The following is a 14,458-nucleotide window of genomic DNA, read 5'->3' on the forward strand; positions in this document are numbered from 1 at the left end:
GGGAGTTGCTATGTCTTTTGCCGTACCGCGCGCGTTACCGTTGTCCTTACTGGCCGCCCTCGTCCTGGCGGGCTGTGCCGAAAAAGGGGCCGCTCCGCTGAAAAAAGGAGAGAAGCCCGTCGATGTGGCAAGCGTGGTACGGCAGAAAATGCCCGCCAGCGTGAAGGATCGCAACGCGTGGGCAGATGCTCTGGCAAAAACCTTTGAAAGCCAAAAGATTGCCCCCACTGAGGAGAATATCTGCTCGGTGCTGGCGGTGGCGCAGCAGGAGTCGATGTATCAGTCAGACCCGGTTGTGCCGGGTCTGAACAAAATTGCCTGGAAAGAGATCGACCGTCGCGCGGAATCCATGCATATCCCGGTATTTCTCGTGCACACCGCGCTTAAAATCACCTCGCCGAACGGCAAAAGCTACAGTGACCGGCTGGATACGGTGAAAACCGAAAAACAGCTCAGCGCCATTTTCGATGATTTCATCAACATGGTGCCGATGGGGCAGAAGCTGTTTGGCTCACTTAACCCGGTGCATACCGGTGGCCCGATGCAGGTAAGTATTGCGTTCGCAGAGAAGCATACTGACGGCTACCCGTGGAAAATCGACGGCACGGTGCGCCAGGAGGTCTTCTCCCTGCGCGGTGGACTGTGGTTTGGCACATATCATCTGCTGAACTACCCGGCGAACTACGATGAGCCGCTGTACCGCTTTGCCGATTTTAACGCGGGCTGGTATGCCAGCCGTAATGCGGCATTTCAGAGTGCGGTCAGCCGCGCAAGCGGCGTGAAGCTGGCGCTGGATGGCGATCTCATCGCTTACGGAAGCAGCGAGGCGGGAAGCACCGAACTGGCAGTACGGAAATTATCGACAACGCTTGGCATGAGCAACAGCGACATCCGCCGTCAGCTTGAGAAAGGCGACAGCCTGGCATTTGAGAAAACGGATCTGTACAGGAAGGTGTTTGCGCTGGCAGAGAAGAAAAGCGGGAAAACGCTACCGAGGGCTATCCTGCCGGGGATCCAGCTGGAAAGCCCGAAGATCACGCGTAACCTGACCACCGCATGGTTCGCAAAACGCGTGGATGACCGCCGGGCTCGCTGTATGGGGCTTTAATGGCGACGGCGAAAGCGCAGAACTAACGCCACCACGCCGAGAATCATACACCCCGCGAGGAAGGGGATCAGACCGAACAGGGTGCTGACACCCAATCCAATCTCAACCCGCGGGCGTCCGTTGTCCTGGACCTGCATCAGGTGTTCATAAACGCCTGGCGCATGGACCAGCATATTGAGCAGCTGCGAGCCGGCCCAGAAGCAGAACAGGACAAACAGGGCATAAGCGATATTACCCGCCGTGGAGGTTTTTGGTTTGCCGCCAAAAATCGGTTTCGACAATGTAAAGTCAGCCATATGACCTCCCGAAAATATCACTCTGTTTCAATACGCGTCTTACGGGGTGAGTTTGACAGGTCATCGCATTTGTCAATATCAGAATCGTGGTAATTTCCCTGCCGGAATTCTCCTGGATTGTCGATTTCTGCAGCACATCACAATTTTGTCACTTAAGTGAAATTGCGTCGCGTTTCAGATTTTCCGCATCTGCCACAGACCTGACCGTAAAACTGTGAGAGGATGTCTTTTTTTCCTGCCGGAGTTGTTATGAAGCTCACGTCCAAACTACGCCGAGACTGGCACTACTACGCCTTTGCTATCGGGCTCATCTTTATTCTTAACGGTGTCGTGGGCCTGCTGGGATTTGAGGCAAAAGGGTGGCAAACCTATGCTGTTGGGCTGGTGACCTGGGTCATCAGTTTCTGGCTGGCGGGGTTGATTATCCGCCGTCGTCCTGAAGAGTCGACAGCGGATGAGACGGAAACGGCGAAGAGAGCCGATTAACCGTTTACGGAACTTTTCAGCGCGCTGTCGGCGGCGTGACGCTCAAGCGCCAGTTCGATCAGGCGGGTGATCAGGTCTGAGTAGCTCAGGCCGCTGGCCTGCCACAGTTTCGGATACATGCTGATGTTAGTGAAGCCCGGCAGCGTGTTGATTTCATTGATCACCACCTCGTTTTCCGGCGTCAGGAACACATCCACGCGCGCCATGCCGCAGCAGCCGAGCGTCTGATAGGCGCGAATGGCGATCGCCCGGATCTTATCGTTGATCTCCGGATCGATAGCCGCAGGCACAACCACCTGGGCGCCTTTATCATCAATGTATTTGGTGTCGTACGAGTAGAAATCGCTATTTAAAACCACTTCACCGCAGGTGCTCGCCTGCGGAAAATCGTTGCCCAGAACGGCGCATTCAATTTCGCGGCCTTTGATGCCCTGCTCAATCACCACTTTATGGTCGAACTCAAACGCCAGACGGACGGCCTCGGTGAACTGTGCCTCGTTTGTCACTTTGCTGACGCCCACGGAGGAACCCTGGTTGGCAGGCTTCACAAACAGCGGCAGACCCAGCTGTTCGCTAATCTGCGCGAAGCTGTGTTTGTCGCGGTTGGCGCGGGTCAGGGTGACGAACGGCGCAATATTCAGCCCGGCATCGCGCAGCAGGCGTTTGGTGACGTCTTTGTCCATGCAGGCGGCGGAACCGAGAACATCCGAGCCGACGAACGGCAGGTTGGCCATGCGCAGCATTCCCTGCAGAGAACCATCTTCGCCAAGGGTGCCGTGAACGATTGGGAAAACAACGTCAATCTGGGCGAGAGCCTGCGCATTGCCTGCGTCGATGAGTTGTCCCTTCACGACGCCGGGTACGGTGGCGACGCTAATTTCCGAAGGATTAAGGGCGATATGCGCCGGATCGTGGGCATTCAGCAGATACTGGCTGGCATCGTTAACGTGCCACTGACCCTGTTTATCAATGCCCAGCAGCACCACGTCGAAACGGCTTTTATCGATCGCATCGACGATATTTTTGGCCGATTGCAATGACACTTCGTGCTCCGCTGATTTTCCCCCAAAGACAATACCTACGCGCTGCTTAGCCATCTCACTCTCTTCCAGTCTGACGAAAAGCCAATAACATACCACGATGCCCGGCGGGTTTCGCGACCTTCTGCCATAATGTTTTGGGTAATGTTGAGGGGGGCGAGTGAAAGGAAAAACGCTGCTGACCGTTTTGATTCTTATCGCAGTCGCAACGGTGGGTTACCACTGGTTGCCGCCTTACTACAACCCTTTCATACCGCTGACGCTTGACGACCCACCCGGCCGAATCACCCAGTATAAGCTGCGGCGTTTAACCCCCGAGGCATGCACGAGTCTGCTGTCCCAGGCTAACCAACGCGCGCTAATCCGCTCCCAGCCGGTGGCGGACAGCGGCGGAGCGTGCCCGCTTAACAACGTCGTGCGCGTGCGCGATTTCGGCCCGGTCAGTCTGAACAGCAGTTTCCTTGCCAGCTGTCCGCTGGCGCTCGGTTCAGCGCTCTATATCCACCAGCAGGCCCGGCCACTGACAAAACGCTTTATGGGCAGTGACCTGACGCGCATCGATCACCTCGGCAGCTTTGCCTGCCGCAATATTTATCACCGCCCCGACGCGCGACGCAGTGAACATGCCACGGCGGAGGCGCTGGATATCGCCGCATTTCGGCTGGCAAACGGAGAGCGCGTCACGGTCCTGAACGGCTGGAAGGGCGCAAAAACGCAACCATGGTTAAAGGCTATGCTGGCGGCGAGCTGCGGCTATTACGGGAACGGCCTGGGACCGGAGTATAACGCGGCGCATGCCAACCACTTTCATCTGGGGATGCGCGGTTTCGGGCTCTGCCGCTGAAGCATAATATTCCGCCAGGAAATGGATGAATTGTGACTTATTTCACAAATATGATGACAGGGAAGATAAAACACCAAAGTCTGTCGGGCCGCATCTCTGGTGCGACGTCAACACGCGTAACTTGCTAATCTGTCGGCGAATTCGCCTAAAAATGAAGACTGTTTCTTTATGGAATCCTGGAAAGTTAATCTCATCTCGGTCTGGTTCGGTTGCTTCTTTACCGGGCTTGCCATTAGCCAGATCTTGCCGTTCCTGCCACTGTACGTTTCACAACTGGGGGTGACCTCGCATGAAGCGCTTTCCATGTGGTCCGGTCTGACCTTCAGCGTCACGTTTCTGGTGTCCGCGATTGTGTCGCCGATGTGGGGCAGCCTGGCCGACCGGAAGGGCCGGAAGCTGATGCTGCTGCGCGCTTCGCTCGGGATGGCGATCGCCATTCTGCTGCAGGCCTTTGCCACCAACGTCTGGCAGCTGTTCTTCCTGCGGGCGGTGATGGGACTGACTTCCGGGTATATTCCCAATGCCATGGCCCTGGTCGCCTCTCAGGTACCGCGTGAGCGGAGCGGCTGGGCGCTGAGTACGCTCTCCACGGCGCAGATAAGCGGCGTTATCGGTGGCCCGCTGCTGGGAGGCTTTCTGGCGGACCATGTCGGGCTGCGCGCGGTATTTATCATCACTGCGGTTCTGCTGGTGATCAGTTTTCTGGTGACGCTCTTTCTTATCAAAGAGGGCGGCCGCCCGGTTATCAGCAAGTCTGAACGCCTGAGCGGTAAGGCCGTGTTCGCCTCGCTGCCTTATCCGGGGCTGATGATCAGCCTGTTTGTGACCACCATGGTTATCCAGCTCTGTAACGGTTCGGTGGGGCCGATTCTGGCGCTGTTTATTAAATCGATGGAGCCAGACAGCAACAATATTGCGTTTCTCAGCGGGATGATTGCCGCCGTGCCGGGGGTATCGGCGCTGATTTCCGCGCCGCGTCTCGGAAAACTGGGTGACCGGATCGGCACAGCGCGCATTCTGATGGCGACGCTTTGCTTTGCGGTGGTGCTCTTTTTCGCCATGTCGTTTGTCACCTCTCCGCTACAGCTGGGCGTCCTGCGTTTTCTGCTCGGCTTTGCCGATGGTGCCATGTTGCCTGCGGTACAGACCTTGCTGGTCAAATATTCCAGCGACCAGGTGACCGGGCGTATTTTTGGATATAACCAGTCATTTATGTATCTGGGGAATGTTGCCGGTCCGCTTATTGGCGCATCCGTTTCGGCGATGGCGGGTTTTCGTTGGGTATTTGCTGCCACGGCGATGGTTGTTTTAATCAATATTATCCAGCTGGCAATTGCGCTGCGCCGCCGCAGACAAATGGCGGAGGCGAAATCGGCGAGATAACCGTATCGCTTTTTAATAGAAAAACGTTTCGCTGGTCGTGATGGGCATTTATTTTTATGCCCACATCACTTTTGCATACCATAATAAATATCTTCTCTTTGCATAACCGATTCAGAATGCTAACTTCAGACAAAACTGATAAGGAAATAGCACGATGAAAAATCTGATTGCGGAATTGCTGGTCAAGCTTGCACAAAAGGAAGAGGAATCAAAAGAGCTGGTCGCCCAGGTCGAAGCACTGGAAATTGTGGTTACCGCGCTGCTGCGACAGATGGCGAAAAGCGAGCAACAGGCGTTGATTGAGAGCGTGGAAGGTGCGCTGGAGAGCGTCAGGCCTGAATCGCAGGTGCCGGTTGAGGATGCAGAGATGCTTCATCAGTACGTAAAGAAGCTGTTAAGGCATCCGCGCAGCTAAACCGTCACAGGACGTAACGACGTGTCATAGAATTGTCATGCAGGATGCCTATAGTCGCTCTGTTTTTATTTTTATGTATTTGTACATGGAGAAAATAAATTGAAACAGAGCGCACTTTTCATTGCATTACTTCCCCTGTTATTTACCCCTGCCATTTATGCTGACACCCACCAGACTCACGTGCTGGATAATCGTGCAGCAAAAGGGGATATCACCCAGCCTGGCGGCGCGCGCCGATTGTCGGAAGATCAAACCGCCGCTATTCGCGCTTCGCTTAATGAAAAACCCGCGAAAAATATTATTCTGCTTATCGGCGATGGAATGGGTGATTCCGAAATCACGGCGGCGCGAAATTATGCTGAAGGTGCGGGCGGCTTTTTTAAAGGTATCGACGCATTACCCCTGACCGGACAATATACCCATTATTCGCTGGATAAAAAAACCGGTAAACCGGATTACGTAACCGATTCGGCGGCCTCGGCCACGGCGTGGTCCACGGGCGTGAAAACCTATAATGGCGCGCTGGGTGTCGATATTCACGAAAAAGATCATCAAACGATTCTGGAGATGGCAAAAGCGGCAGGGCTGGCAACCGGCAACGTCTCCACCGCTGAGCTTCAGGACGCAACACCTGCGGCGCTGGTGGCCCACGTAACCTCCCGTAAATGCTATGGCCCGTCAGTGACCAGCGAAAAATGCTCCACGAACGCGCTGGAAAAAGGCGGCAAGGGTTCCATTACGGAACAGCTGCTGAATGCGCGTCCTGACGTCACCCTGGGCGGCGGCGCGAAAACCTTCGCGGAGACCGCGACGGCGGGCGAGTGGCAGGGCAAAACGCTGCGCGAGCAGGCACAGGCTCGCGGCTATCAGCTGGTGAGCGATGCCCGCTCTCTGGCGGCGATAACCGAGGCGAACCAGGACAAACCGCTGCTGGGGCTTTTCTCCGACGGCAACATGCCCGTGCGCTGGGAAGGGCCCAAAGCCTCTTATCACGGCAATATCGATAAGCCTGCCGTAACCTGTACGCCTAACCCGGAACGTACTGACAGCGTACCGACGCTGGCGGCGATGACCGATAAAGCGATCTCGGTGCTGAGCAAGAGCGAAAAAGGATTCTTCCTGCAGGTAGAGGGCGCGTCGATCGATAAGCAGGACCACGCGGCCAATCCGTGCGGCCAGATTGGCGAAACGGTCGATCTGGACGAAGCGGTGCAGAAGGCGCTCGCGTTCGCGAAAAAAGAGGGTAACACACTGGTGATCGTCACCGCGGACCATGCGCACGCCAGCCAGATCATACCGGCGGATACCAAAGCCCCGGGCCTGACGCAGGCGCTGAACACCAAAGATGGTGCCGTCATGGTGCTGAGCTATGGCAACTCGGAAGAAGAGTCCATGGAGCACACGGGCACCCAGCTGCGCATTGCCGCCTACGGCCCGCATGCGGCCAACGTGGTAGGGCTGACCGATCAGACGGATCTGTTCTACACCATGAAGGCGGCACTGGGTCTTAAATGATAAAAGCCCGGCGGAAATCACATCTGCCGGGTGGTTTTTTTCCTGTCACGAACCAGACTTACAGGGAATATTCACAAAAGGATGGTGCAATGAAAACAACATTACTGGTCACTCTGCTTTCTGGTCTGTTCCTGGTCGCATCAGCGAACGCGGAAGAGAAAACGTTAACGCCGCAACAACAGCGTATGACCACCTGTAATCAACAGGCGACGTCTCAGAGTCTGAAGGGGGATGCCCGTAAGACCTATATGAGCGACTGCCTCAAAAACGGTGCTTCGAAGCCCGATGAAAAAAGCCTGACGCCGCAGCAGCAAAAAATGCGCGAGTGTAATGCGAAGGCAACCGAGCAGTCCCTGAAAGGGGACGACCGCAGCAAGTTTATGAGTGCCTGTCTGAAGAAAAAAGTGTAGTTCTAACGGGTGAGCGGCTCCGGCGGCTCACCCGAAATTTCATACTTTCCCCGCAGACCCCCTCTCTATAATTTGGGAAAATGTTTCAGAATATTCCCAAAAATGATGAATGATGAAACGTATTACAACAAAAAGCGCATTCGGGAAGAGTGGAATTTAACCCTTTCTCAGGATGACCCTCACCGAGCCGGCATTCAGTTTGCCCGGCGGGTTCGGCTGGCGCGCGCTGTCGGGCTGGCAGTCATGTTTTTTCCCATTGCCGGAATGCTGGTCACCCATTTTTTACCCGGTGGCTGGTGGCTGTTACTGGTGGGGTGGTCCTTCGTCTGGCCTCATTTCGCCTGGCAGCTTTCCTGCCGTGCCGCTTCACCGCATCAGCAGGAAATCTTCAATCTGAAGATCGATGCCATTATCGCCGGGTTCTGGATTGGTCTGATGGGGATGAATGCGTTGCCCACCGCCGCGCTGGTGATGATGGTGGGGATGAATATGATGGGCTCTGGCGGTTGTCGTCTGTTTGTACCGGGGATCTTCCTGACACTGCTTTCCGCGCTGGTGACGCTGCCGCTGGCCGGACGGATAGTTTTCTTCACTCCCGATCCGGTGGAGTGGGGGTTAACGCTTCCCGTACTTGTGCTTTATCCCATGCTGTTTGCCTGGCTCAGCCACCGCACCGCCGTCAGGCTTGCAGAGCATAAACGGCGGCTGGAAATGATGAGTACCCGCGACGGCATGACCGGGGTCTTTAATCGCCGGCACTGGGAAATGCTGCTGCGAAATGAATTTGAGCAGTGCCGTCGCAACCACTGCACCGCCACGATACTGCTGATTGATATCGACCATTTCAAGAACATCAACGATACCTGGGGGCACGATGTGGGCGATGAGGCGATCATTGCCATTACGCGCCAGCTGCAGATGTCGGTGCGGGCAGGGGATGCTATCGGCCGCTTTGGCGGGGATGAATTTGCGGTGATTATGTCTCAGACCGCGGCGGAAAGCGCCATCGCCGTCATGTCCCGGGTACACGAGCGGCTGGAAAAACTGTCGTTACCGTGCGCGCCAAAAGAAGCGCTGCGCATAAGCGTAGGCGTTGCCCCCTGGGGGCCGCAGTTTGGGCATTATCGGGAATGGCTGAAGGCGGCTGACGTCGCGTTGTACAGGGCGAAAAATGCCGGGCGCAGCCGCACCGAAGTGGCTGCCTGACGCCCGGCGGAGGTCATCAGGATTTACTCAGCTTCTCGGATTTTTCCATGCATTTTGCCATCGCTTCAATGACCGCCGAGCGGAACCCACGCTCTTCCAGCACCCGCACCGCTTCAATGGTGGTACCGCCCGGAGAGCAGACCATATCTTTCAGTTCACCAGGGTGTTTGCCGGTCTCCAGCACCATTTTGGCGGAGCCCATGACGGCCTGGGCGGCGAACTTATACGCCTGCGCGCGCGGCATACCGCCAAGCACCGCGGCGTCGGCCATCGCTTCTAAAAACATAAAGACATACGCAGGGGCAGAACCACTCACGCCGACCACCGGGTGGATCATCGGTTCGGCAATCACTTCCGCCTCACCGAAGCAGCGGAAGATGTTCAGCACATCGGCCACTTCCTCTGAGGTCACCAGGGCGTTTGGCGTGACGGAGGTCATGCCGGCGTTCACCAGTGATGGGGTATTGGGCATCGCGCGGACGATTTTACGGTCGTGACCCAGCGCGCGCGCCAGCTGATCGAGCGTTATGCCAGCAGCAATCGACACAACCAGCGTCTCTTTATTCAGGCTGGAGGTGATGTCGCTCAGCACTTTGATCATGATGTTCGGCTTAACGGCACCAAAGACGATATCGGCGACCTGGGCCACTTCCTGCGCGCTTTCGGCGGCGTTGATCCCGTATTGATCGCGCAGTGCGGCGACCTTGTCCGGTGACGGGGTATAGACCCAAATCTGACCCGGCAGCACCTGCCCGCTGGCGATCAGGCCGCCCAGGATGGCTTTGCCCATGTTACCGCAGCCGATAAACCCGATTTTCTTGTCCATCACGATCCTCCGTCATTATGCGTTGTTTTCTCTGATTGATAGCTTAACAACGAAATGCAGGCGACAATAGTCGGCAGAGTCATTATGGGGAGACAATATGGCGATTTGGGTTGATGCGGACGCGTGTCCGAATGTGATTAAAGAGATTTTGTTTCGCGCTGCCGAGCGCGTTCAGATGCCGCTGACGCTGGTGGCGAACCAGAATATTCGCGTACCGCCATCGCGGTTCATCCGCTCGTTGCGGGTTCCTGCGGGGTTTGACGTGGCGGACAACGAAATTGTGCGTCTGTGCAGCGCGGACGATCTGGTGATCACGGCGGATATTCCACTCGCCGCTGAAGTGCTGGAGAAAGGAGCGGCGGCGCTCAATCCGCGCGGCGAACGTTACTCGCCATCGACCATTCGGGAAAAGCTCACGATGCGCGATTTTATGGAGACAATGCGGGCCAGCGGCGTCCAGACCGGCGGGCCGGACAGCCTGTCACAGCGCGATCGCCAGCAGTTCGCTGCCGAACTGGATAAATGGCTGCTGGAAGTGAAGCGCCGCACTGCGTAATGATAATTATTGTCAATTTGTGGTACAGTGTGGCCTCCACAGGGTTGTCATCCCGTACCGCTTTGCAGTAAAGTAATCGCAACATCTTCTGCAATTATTTCTTTACACTCTTCAGCCATCCGGCATCAAGGGGAACACCTGGTTATGACCCAACCCATCTTTTTAGTTGGCCCCCGCGGCTGTGGGAAAACCACCGTTGGTCTGGAGCTGGCACGCGTGTGTCATCGCCAGTTTGTGGATACCGACCACTGGCTGCAAACCGAGGCCGGTAAAACCATCGCCGACATTGTTGAGCAGGAAGGGTGGGAGAGTTTTCGCGCACGCGAAACGGCCGCGCTGAAAGCAGTCACCACGCCATCAGCGGTGATTGCGACCGGCGGAGGCATTGTTCTGGCAGAGTGTAATCGTCGCTTTATGCGCGAAAAGGGGATTGTTATCTATCTCAGCGCGCCGGTGTCGGCTCTGGTCGGGCGTCTGGAGGCGTTTCCGGAAGAGGGGCAACGCCCGGCGCTGACCGCCAGACCGCTCAACGAAGAGGTGAGTGAAGTGCTGGCCGAACGCGATGCCCTGTACCGCGAAGCGGCTCATCACATCGTGGATGCGTCAGCGACGCCCGAAGACGTTGTGATTCAGATTATTACCGCCCTGCGATTGGCGTGTGCCAGCTAAGCGGCGTCTATACTTATAGCTCAGACATAATAGAAGGATGAGCTATGCCAACCAGACCTCCCTATCCGCGTGAAGCGCGCATTGTTACCGTTGAAAAAGGCCAGACGGGTCATACCGTGACCTGGTATCAACTGCGTGCCGATCACCCCAAACCGGACTCGCTGATCAGTGAACACGAAACTGAACAGGAAGCGCTGGATGCGAAACGGCGCTACGAAGATCCCGACATAACCTGAACGTTTTCCTAAACGCTCCAGAATCGTGCCTGAATCACACTTTTTACTCATCGGGAAAGTTAAGCAGGAGTTAATATTTAGTTATTACAAGTAACTCCGGTATCGGCAGGCGATCTTTACATTTCGATGTCGGGATCACCTGCTACGCTTGGTGCTGTTTTGTTGAAAAAACGAACTGTGCAGCGTAGTGAGCCTGTACCTGTGTGCACGATGTTGGAGTAATGGAAGGCGATAAAGATGAAGGCAACGTTGGCGATCCTCACCATTGGTGTGGTCCCTGTAAGCGAAGTGTTACCGCTCTTAACCGAGCATGTATCTGAACAACAGATAACGCATCTCAGCCTGCTGGGCAAGATGAGTCGGGAAGAGGTCATGGAAGACTACGCTGTAGAGGCGGGGGAGGATCCCCTGGCGACGTTATTAAGTGACGGTAAACTGGCGCATGTTTCCCGCCAGAAGATCGAGCGATCGCTACAGGGCGTGATAGAAGTGCTCGATAATCAGGGTTATGACGTTATTTTGCTGATGAGTACCGCACCCATTAAGGGACTCACGGCGCGCAATGCGATTTTGCTGGAGCCGATGCGGATCATACCGCCGCTGGTGGCCTCGATTGTTGATGGTCATCAGGTGGGGGTGATTGTCCCCATCGAGGAGCTTATGGACAATCAGGAAGCAAAATGGCACGTACTTGAAAAAGTGCCCTTATATGCACTGGCCAATCCGTTCTGGGACAGTGAGGCCAAACTCATTGCCGCCGGGAAGGAGCTGCTCGAGAGAGGGGCCGATGTCTTGATCCTGGATTGCCTGGGTTTCCACCAGCACCACCGTGATTTACTGCAAAAAGCGCTGGATGTGCCCGTGCTGTTATCCAACGTTCTGATGGCTCGCCTGGCCTCGGAGCTTTTGATGTAATGATTTTGCGTGACAGGTGATGAGCATGGCCCCTATAGTGAATTTTTGTCTAAAAATATAAGGGCCAGTTCATGCTTCAGAGTAACGAATACTTTTCCGGTAAAGTGAAATCCATTGGTTTTACCAGCAGCAGTACTGGCCGCGCCAGTGTTGGCGTGATGGCGGAAGGGGAGTACACCTTCGGCACGGCGGAAGCGGAAGAGATGACGGTGGTCAGCGGGGCGCTGAACGTCTTACTGCCGGGTGAAACGGAATGGAAAGTTTACGCTGCCGGACAGGTTTTCAACGTGCCTGGTCACAGTGAGTTCCATCTGCAGGTCGCTGAACCGACCTCTTATTTGTGCCGCTACCTGAAATGATTTTATCCCCTCTCCCCCATGGGGAGAGGGTTAGGTGGAATTATCTCTGCGCTTCGCCGCCGAGGCCTTCCACCAGATTCTGAATCAACGCGGCCAGCTCGCCGGTCATCAGGATGAAGTCCGCGTCAAAGCGCTGGGCGTAATCTTCCCTGTCGATATCTTCGTTCTGATCGCGCAACTCATCGCAGAACTTCAGACGCTTGATGGATCCATCGTCGCACATCACAAACTGAATACGCTGCTGCCAGTCGAGCGCCAGTTTTGTCACCACTTTGCCCGCTTCGATATGTACGGCGATCTCGTCGCTCACCAGATCCTGCTTTTTCGCACGGATCACGCCGCCATCTTCCAGCAGAGCTTTCAGCTCGGCTTCATCAAGGATCTGGAATCCCTGCGCCGCCGCACCGCTGCGTACCCATTCGGTCAACGTTAGCTCAATTGGCGTTTCCAGTGCCAGCGGAACCACCGGTAATGAGCCGATACTTTTACGCAGCAGGGCCAGCGTATCTTCCGCTTTTTTCGCGCTGGCGCAGTCCACCATGATCAGCCCGTTAACGGTATCGATCCACATCATGGTCTGGCTGAAGCGGCTGAAGGCGCGCGGCAGCAGTGAGTGCAGAACTTCGTCTTTCAGCGAATCTTTTTCGGTTTTTTTCAGCTTTCGGCCCTGCTCGGCTTCCAGCTTGAAAATTTTCGCTTCGAGCGCCTGCTTCACCACCGGCGTGGGCAGAATTTTCTCTTCTTTACGGGCGCAGACGATGATTTGACCCGTGCTGCTGGCGTGGGTCAATGCATCGCTCTGTGAACCCATTGGCGGAACCCAGCCGGTTTTTGCCATATCCTGGCTACCGCAAGGGGAAAAGGTATAAGCGGCTAACTGTTTTTCCATCTCTTCTGCACGCAGCGAAACGTCGCGGCTGAGACGGTAAACCATCAAATTTTTGAACCACAGCATGATAATTTCCACGGCCTTGTCGTTAAATCAGCGGGCATGATAACGAATTGTCGCATCGCTTGCATTGCTAATCGGGAAGCGTGCTTCTACTCTGTTGATAATCAAAATAATGAGGAGAGTCTTGTGCGTATTGGGATTGATTTGGGCGGCACCAAAACCGAAGTCATCGCGCTGAGCGAGCAGGGCGAGCAGCTGTTCCGCCACCGTTTGCCGACGCCGCGCGATGATTATCACCAGACTATCGAGACGATTGCCACGCTGGTCGGGATGGCAGAGCAGGCGACAGGGCAAACCGGCAGCGTCGGGATGGGGATCCCAGGGTCGATCTCACCGTATACCGGGGTGGTTAAAAACGCCAACTCGACCTGGCTCAACGGCCAGCCATTTGATAAAGATTTAAGCGCGCGCCTCAACCGTGAAGTGCGTCTGGCTAACGACGCTAACTGTCTGGCGGTCTCTGAGGCCATCGACGGCGCGGCAGCCGGCGCCCAGACCGTGTTTGCCGTCATTATTGGTACCGGCTGCGGCGCGGGCGTGGCCTTTGGCGGTCGCGCCCATATCGGCGGTAACGGCACCGCGGGCGAATGGGGGCATAACCCGCTGCCGTGGATGGATGAAGACGAACTCAAATACCGCACTGAAGTTCCGTGCTACTGCGGAAAACAGGGCTGTATTGAGACGTATATCTCCGGCACCGGTTTTGCGACCGACTATCACCGTCTGAGCGGTCAGCCCCTCAAGGGCAATGAGATCATGCGTCTGGTCGAGGAGCAGGATCCGGTGGCGGAGCTGGCCCTGAGCCGTTACGAAATGCGTCTGGCGAAATCTCTGGCGCATGTGGTGAATATTCTCGATCCGGACGTGATTGTGCTGGGCGGCGGCATGAGCAACGTCGACCGGCTGTATGCCACGGTACCGACGCTGGTGAAGCAGTGGGTCTTTGGTGGCGAGTGTGAAACCCCTATCCGTAAAGCCGTCCACGGTGACTCCAGCGGCGTTCGCGGCGCGGCGTGGCTGTGGCCGGAATGAACGCAAAACGGCAACGCAAGTTGCCGTTTATAATGTTTTTACCCTCTCCCTGTGGGCTGAGGGATCCCCACAAAATAATGTCTGCACAGACGACCCCCTCTCCCTTGAGGGAGAGGGCTGGGGTGAGGGGGAACATACGGCTGTGGAGGTTATTCCGTTCACTTTATGTTCCTTGCTACTTTGTAACCGCATGGCCTGTGAACGTGCCAG

Annotated in this window: 18 protein-coding genes; 14 read left to right on the top strand and 4 right to left on the bottom strand. The window is 55.8% G+C overall.

Annotated elements, in window-relative coordinates; translation table 11 throughout:
• Nucleotides 1-10 precede the first annotated feature (10 nt).
• Nucleotides 11-1,108 carry a DUF1615 domain-containing protein gene (locus tag SP99_RS04570; protein ID WP_025756227.1) on the top strand — a complete coding sequence of 366 codons (1,098 nt, stop codon included), beginning with the start codon at nucleotides 11-13 and terminating at the stop codon, nucleotides 1,106-1,108.
• Here SP99_RS04570 and SP99_RS04575 read toward each other — a convergent pair.
• Nucleotides 1,105-1,404, bottom strand: a complete 300-nt coding sequence (locus SP99_RS04575) for a DUF2755 family protein (RefSeq protein WP_025756226.1) — start codon at nucleotides 1,402-1,404, stop codon at nucleotides 1,105-1,107. The two genes, SP99_RS04570 and SP99_RS04575, sit on opposite strands and share 4 nt — an antisense overlap.
• A gap of 249 nt (nucleotides 1,405-1,653) precedes the next feature.
• On the opposite strand from SP99_RS04575, the gene SP99_RS04580 reads away from it, so the two are divergent.
• Nucleotides 1,654-1,890, top strand: coding sequence for a DUF2754 domain-containing protein (locus tag SP99_RS04580; RefSeq protein WP_047957855.1), 237 nt, complete (start codon nucleotides 1,654-1,656; stop codon nucleotides 1,888-1,890).
• On the opposite strand, the gene ddlA is transcribed toward SP99_RS04580, so the two are convergent.
• Complete coding sequence (ddlA, locus tag SP99_RS04585) at nucleotides 1,887-2,987, bottom strand: D-alanine--D-alanine ligase (RefSeq protein WP_047957856.1); 1,101 nt, start codon at nucleotides 2,985-2,987, stop codon at nucleotides 1,887-1,889. The genes SP99_RS04580 and ddlA overlap by 4 nt on opposite strands.
• 103 nt (nucleotides 2,988-3,090) lie before the next feature.
• On the opposite strand from ddlA, the gene SP99_RS04590 reads away from it, so the two are divergent.
• From SP99_RS04590 to adrA, 6 genes are all read left to right on the top strand, one after another.
• Nucleotides 3,091-3,774, top strand: coding sequence for an extensin-like domain-containing protein (locus tag SP99_RS04590; protein ID WP_047957857.1), 684 nt, complete (start codon nucleotides 3,091-3,093; stop codon nucleotides 3,772-3,774).
• Nucleotides 3,775-3,942: 168 nt separating this feature from the next.
• On the top strand, nucleotides 3,943-5,157 hold the full coding sequence (locus tag SP99_RS04595) for a multidrug efflux MFS transporter (RefSeq protein WP_025756222.1): 1,215 nt from the start codon (nucleotides 3,943-3,945) through the stop codon (nucleotides 5,155-5,157).
• A 154-nt stretch (nucleotides 5,158-5,311) separates the two neighbouring features.
• Nucleotides 5,312-5,572: an anti-adapter protein IraP gene (gene iraP, locus SP99_RS04600; RefSeq protein WP_045285202.1), complete on the top strand. Its 261-nt coding sequence runs from the start codon at nucleotides 5,312-5,314 to the stop codon at nucleotides 5,570-5,572.
• A 99-nt stretch (nucleotides 5,573-5,671) separates the two neighbouring features.
• Nucleotides 5,672-7,087, top strand: coding sequence for an alkaline phosphatase (phoA, locus tag SP99_RS04605; RefSeq protein ID WP_047957858.1), 1,416 nt, complete (start codon nucleotides 5,672-5,674; stop codon nucleotides 7,085-7,087).
• An 89-nt stretch (nucleotides 7,088-7,176) separates the two neighbouring features.
• Complete coding sequence (gene psiF / locus SP99_RS04610; RefSeq protein WP_047957859.1) at nucleotides 7,177-7,497, top strand: phosphate starvation-inducible protein PsiF; 321 nt, start codon at nucleotides 7,177-7,179, stop codon at nucleotides 7,495-7,497.
• Nucleotides 7,498-7,599: 102 nt separating this feature from the next.
• A complete protein-coding gene (gene adrA, locus SP99_RS04615; RefSeq protein ID WP_025756218.1) occupies nucleotides 7,600-8,703 on the top strand; it encodes a diguanylate cyclase AdrA in 1,104 nt (367 codons plus the stop codon).
• A gap of 16 nt (nucleotides 8,704-8,719) precedes the next feature.
• On the opposite strand, the gene proC is transcribed toward adrA, so the two are convergent.
• A complete protein-coding gene (proC, locus tag SP99_RS04620; protein ID WP_025756217.1) occupies nucleotides 8,720-9,529 on the bottom strand; it encodes a pyrroline-5-carboxylate reductase in 810 nt (269 codons plus the stop codon).
• 97 nt (nucleotides 9,530-9,626) lie between these two features.
• Here proC and SP99_RS04625 point away from each other — a divergent pair, with 97 nt between their 5' ends.
• From SP99_RS04625 to ppnP, 5 genes are all read left to right on the top strand, one after another.
• The gene (locus SP99_RS04625) at nucleotides 9,627-10,085 is read left to right on the top strand and encodes a YaiI/YqxD family protein (protein WP_047957860.1); all 459 of its coding nucleotides are present in this window, start codon (nucleotides 9,627-9,629) and stop codon (nucleotides 10,083-10,085) included.
• A 144-nt stretch (nucleotides 10,086-10,229) separates the two neighbouring features.
• On the top strand, nucleotides 10,230-10,754 hold the full coding sequence (aroL, locus tag SP99_RS04630) for a shikimate kinase AroL (protein ID WP_047957861.1): 525 nt from the start codon (nucleotides 10,230-10,232) through the stop codon (nucleotides 10,752-10,754).
• Between the two features lie 44 nt (nucleotides 10,755-10,798).
• Nucleotides 10,799-10,990, top strand: a complete 192-nt coding sequence (gene yaiA / locus SP99_RS04635; RefSeq protein WP_008503272.1) for a protein YaiA — start codon at nucleotides 10,799-10,801, stop codon at nucleotides 10,988-10,990.
• 237 nt (nucleotides 10,991-11,227) lie between these two features.
• Nucleotides 11,228-11,905, top strand: a complete 678-nt coding sequence (locus SP99_RS04640; protein WP_008503271.1) for an AroM family protein — start codon at nucleotides 11,228-11,230, stop codon at nucleotides 11,903-11,905.
• A gap of 71 nt (nucleotides 11,906-11,976) precedes the next feature.
• Entirely contained in the window at nucleotides 11,977-12,264 is a 288-nt protein-coding gene (ppnP, locus tag SP99_RS04645) for a pyrimidine/purine nucleoside phosphorylase (RefSeq protein ID WP_008503270.1), read from the top strand.
• A 40-nt stretch (nucleotides 12,265-12,304) separates the two neighbouring features.
• Here the strand turns inward: ppnP and rdgC are convergent, their stop codons facing one another.
• Nucleotides 12,305-13,219, bottom strand: coding sequence for a recombination-associated protein RdgC (gene rdgC, locus SP99_RS04650; protein ID WP_025756213.1), 915 nt, complete (start codon nucleotides 13,217-13,219; stop codon nucleotides 12,305-12,307).
• A gap of 123 nt (nucleotides 13,220-13,342) precedes the next feature.
• Here rdgC and mak point away from each other — a divergent pair, with 123 nt between their 5' ends.
• Nucleotides 13,343-14,248, top strand: a complete 906-nt coding sequence (gene mak, locus SP99_RS04655) for a fructokinase (protein ID WP_047957862.1) — start codon at nucleotides 13,343-13,345, stop codon at nucleotides 14,246-14,248.
• The last annotated feature ends 210 nt before the right edge of the window (nucleotides 14,249-14,458 follow it).

It is taken from the genome of Enterobacter sp. BIDMC92 (assembly GCF_001030225.1).
GTDB classification, from domain to species: domain Bacteria; phylum Pseudomonadota; class Gammaproteobacteria; order Enterobacterales; family Enterobacteriaceae; genus Enterobacter; species Enterobacter sichuanensis.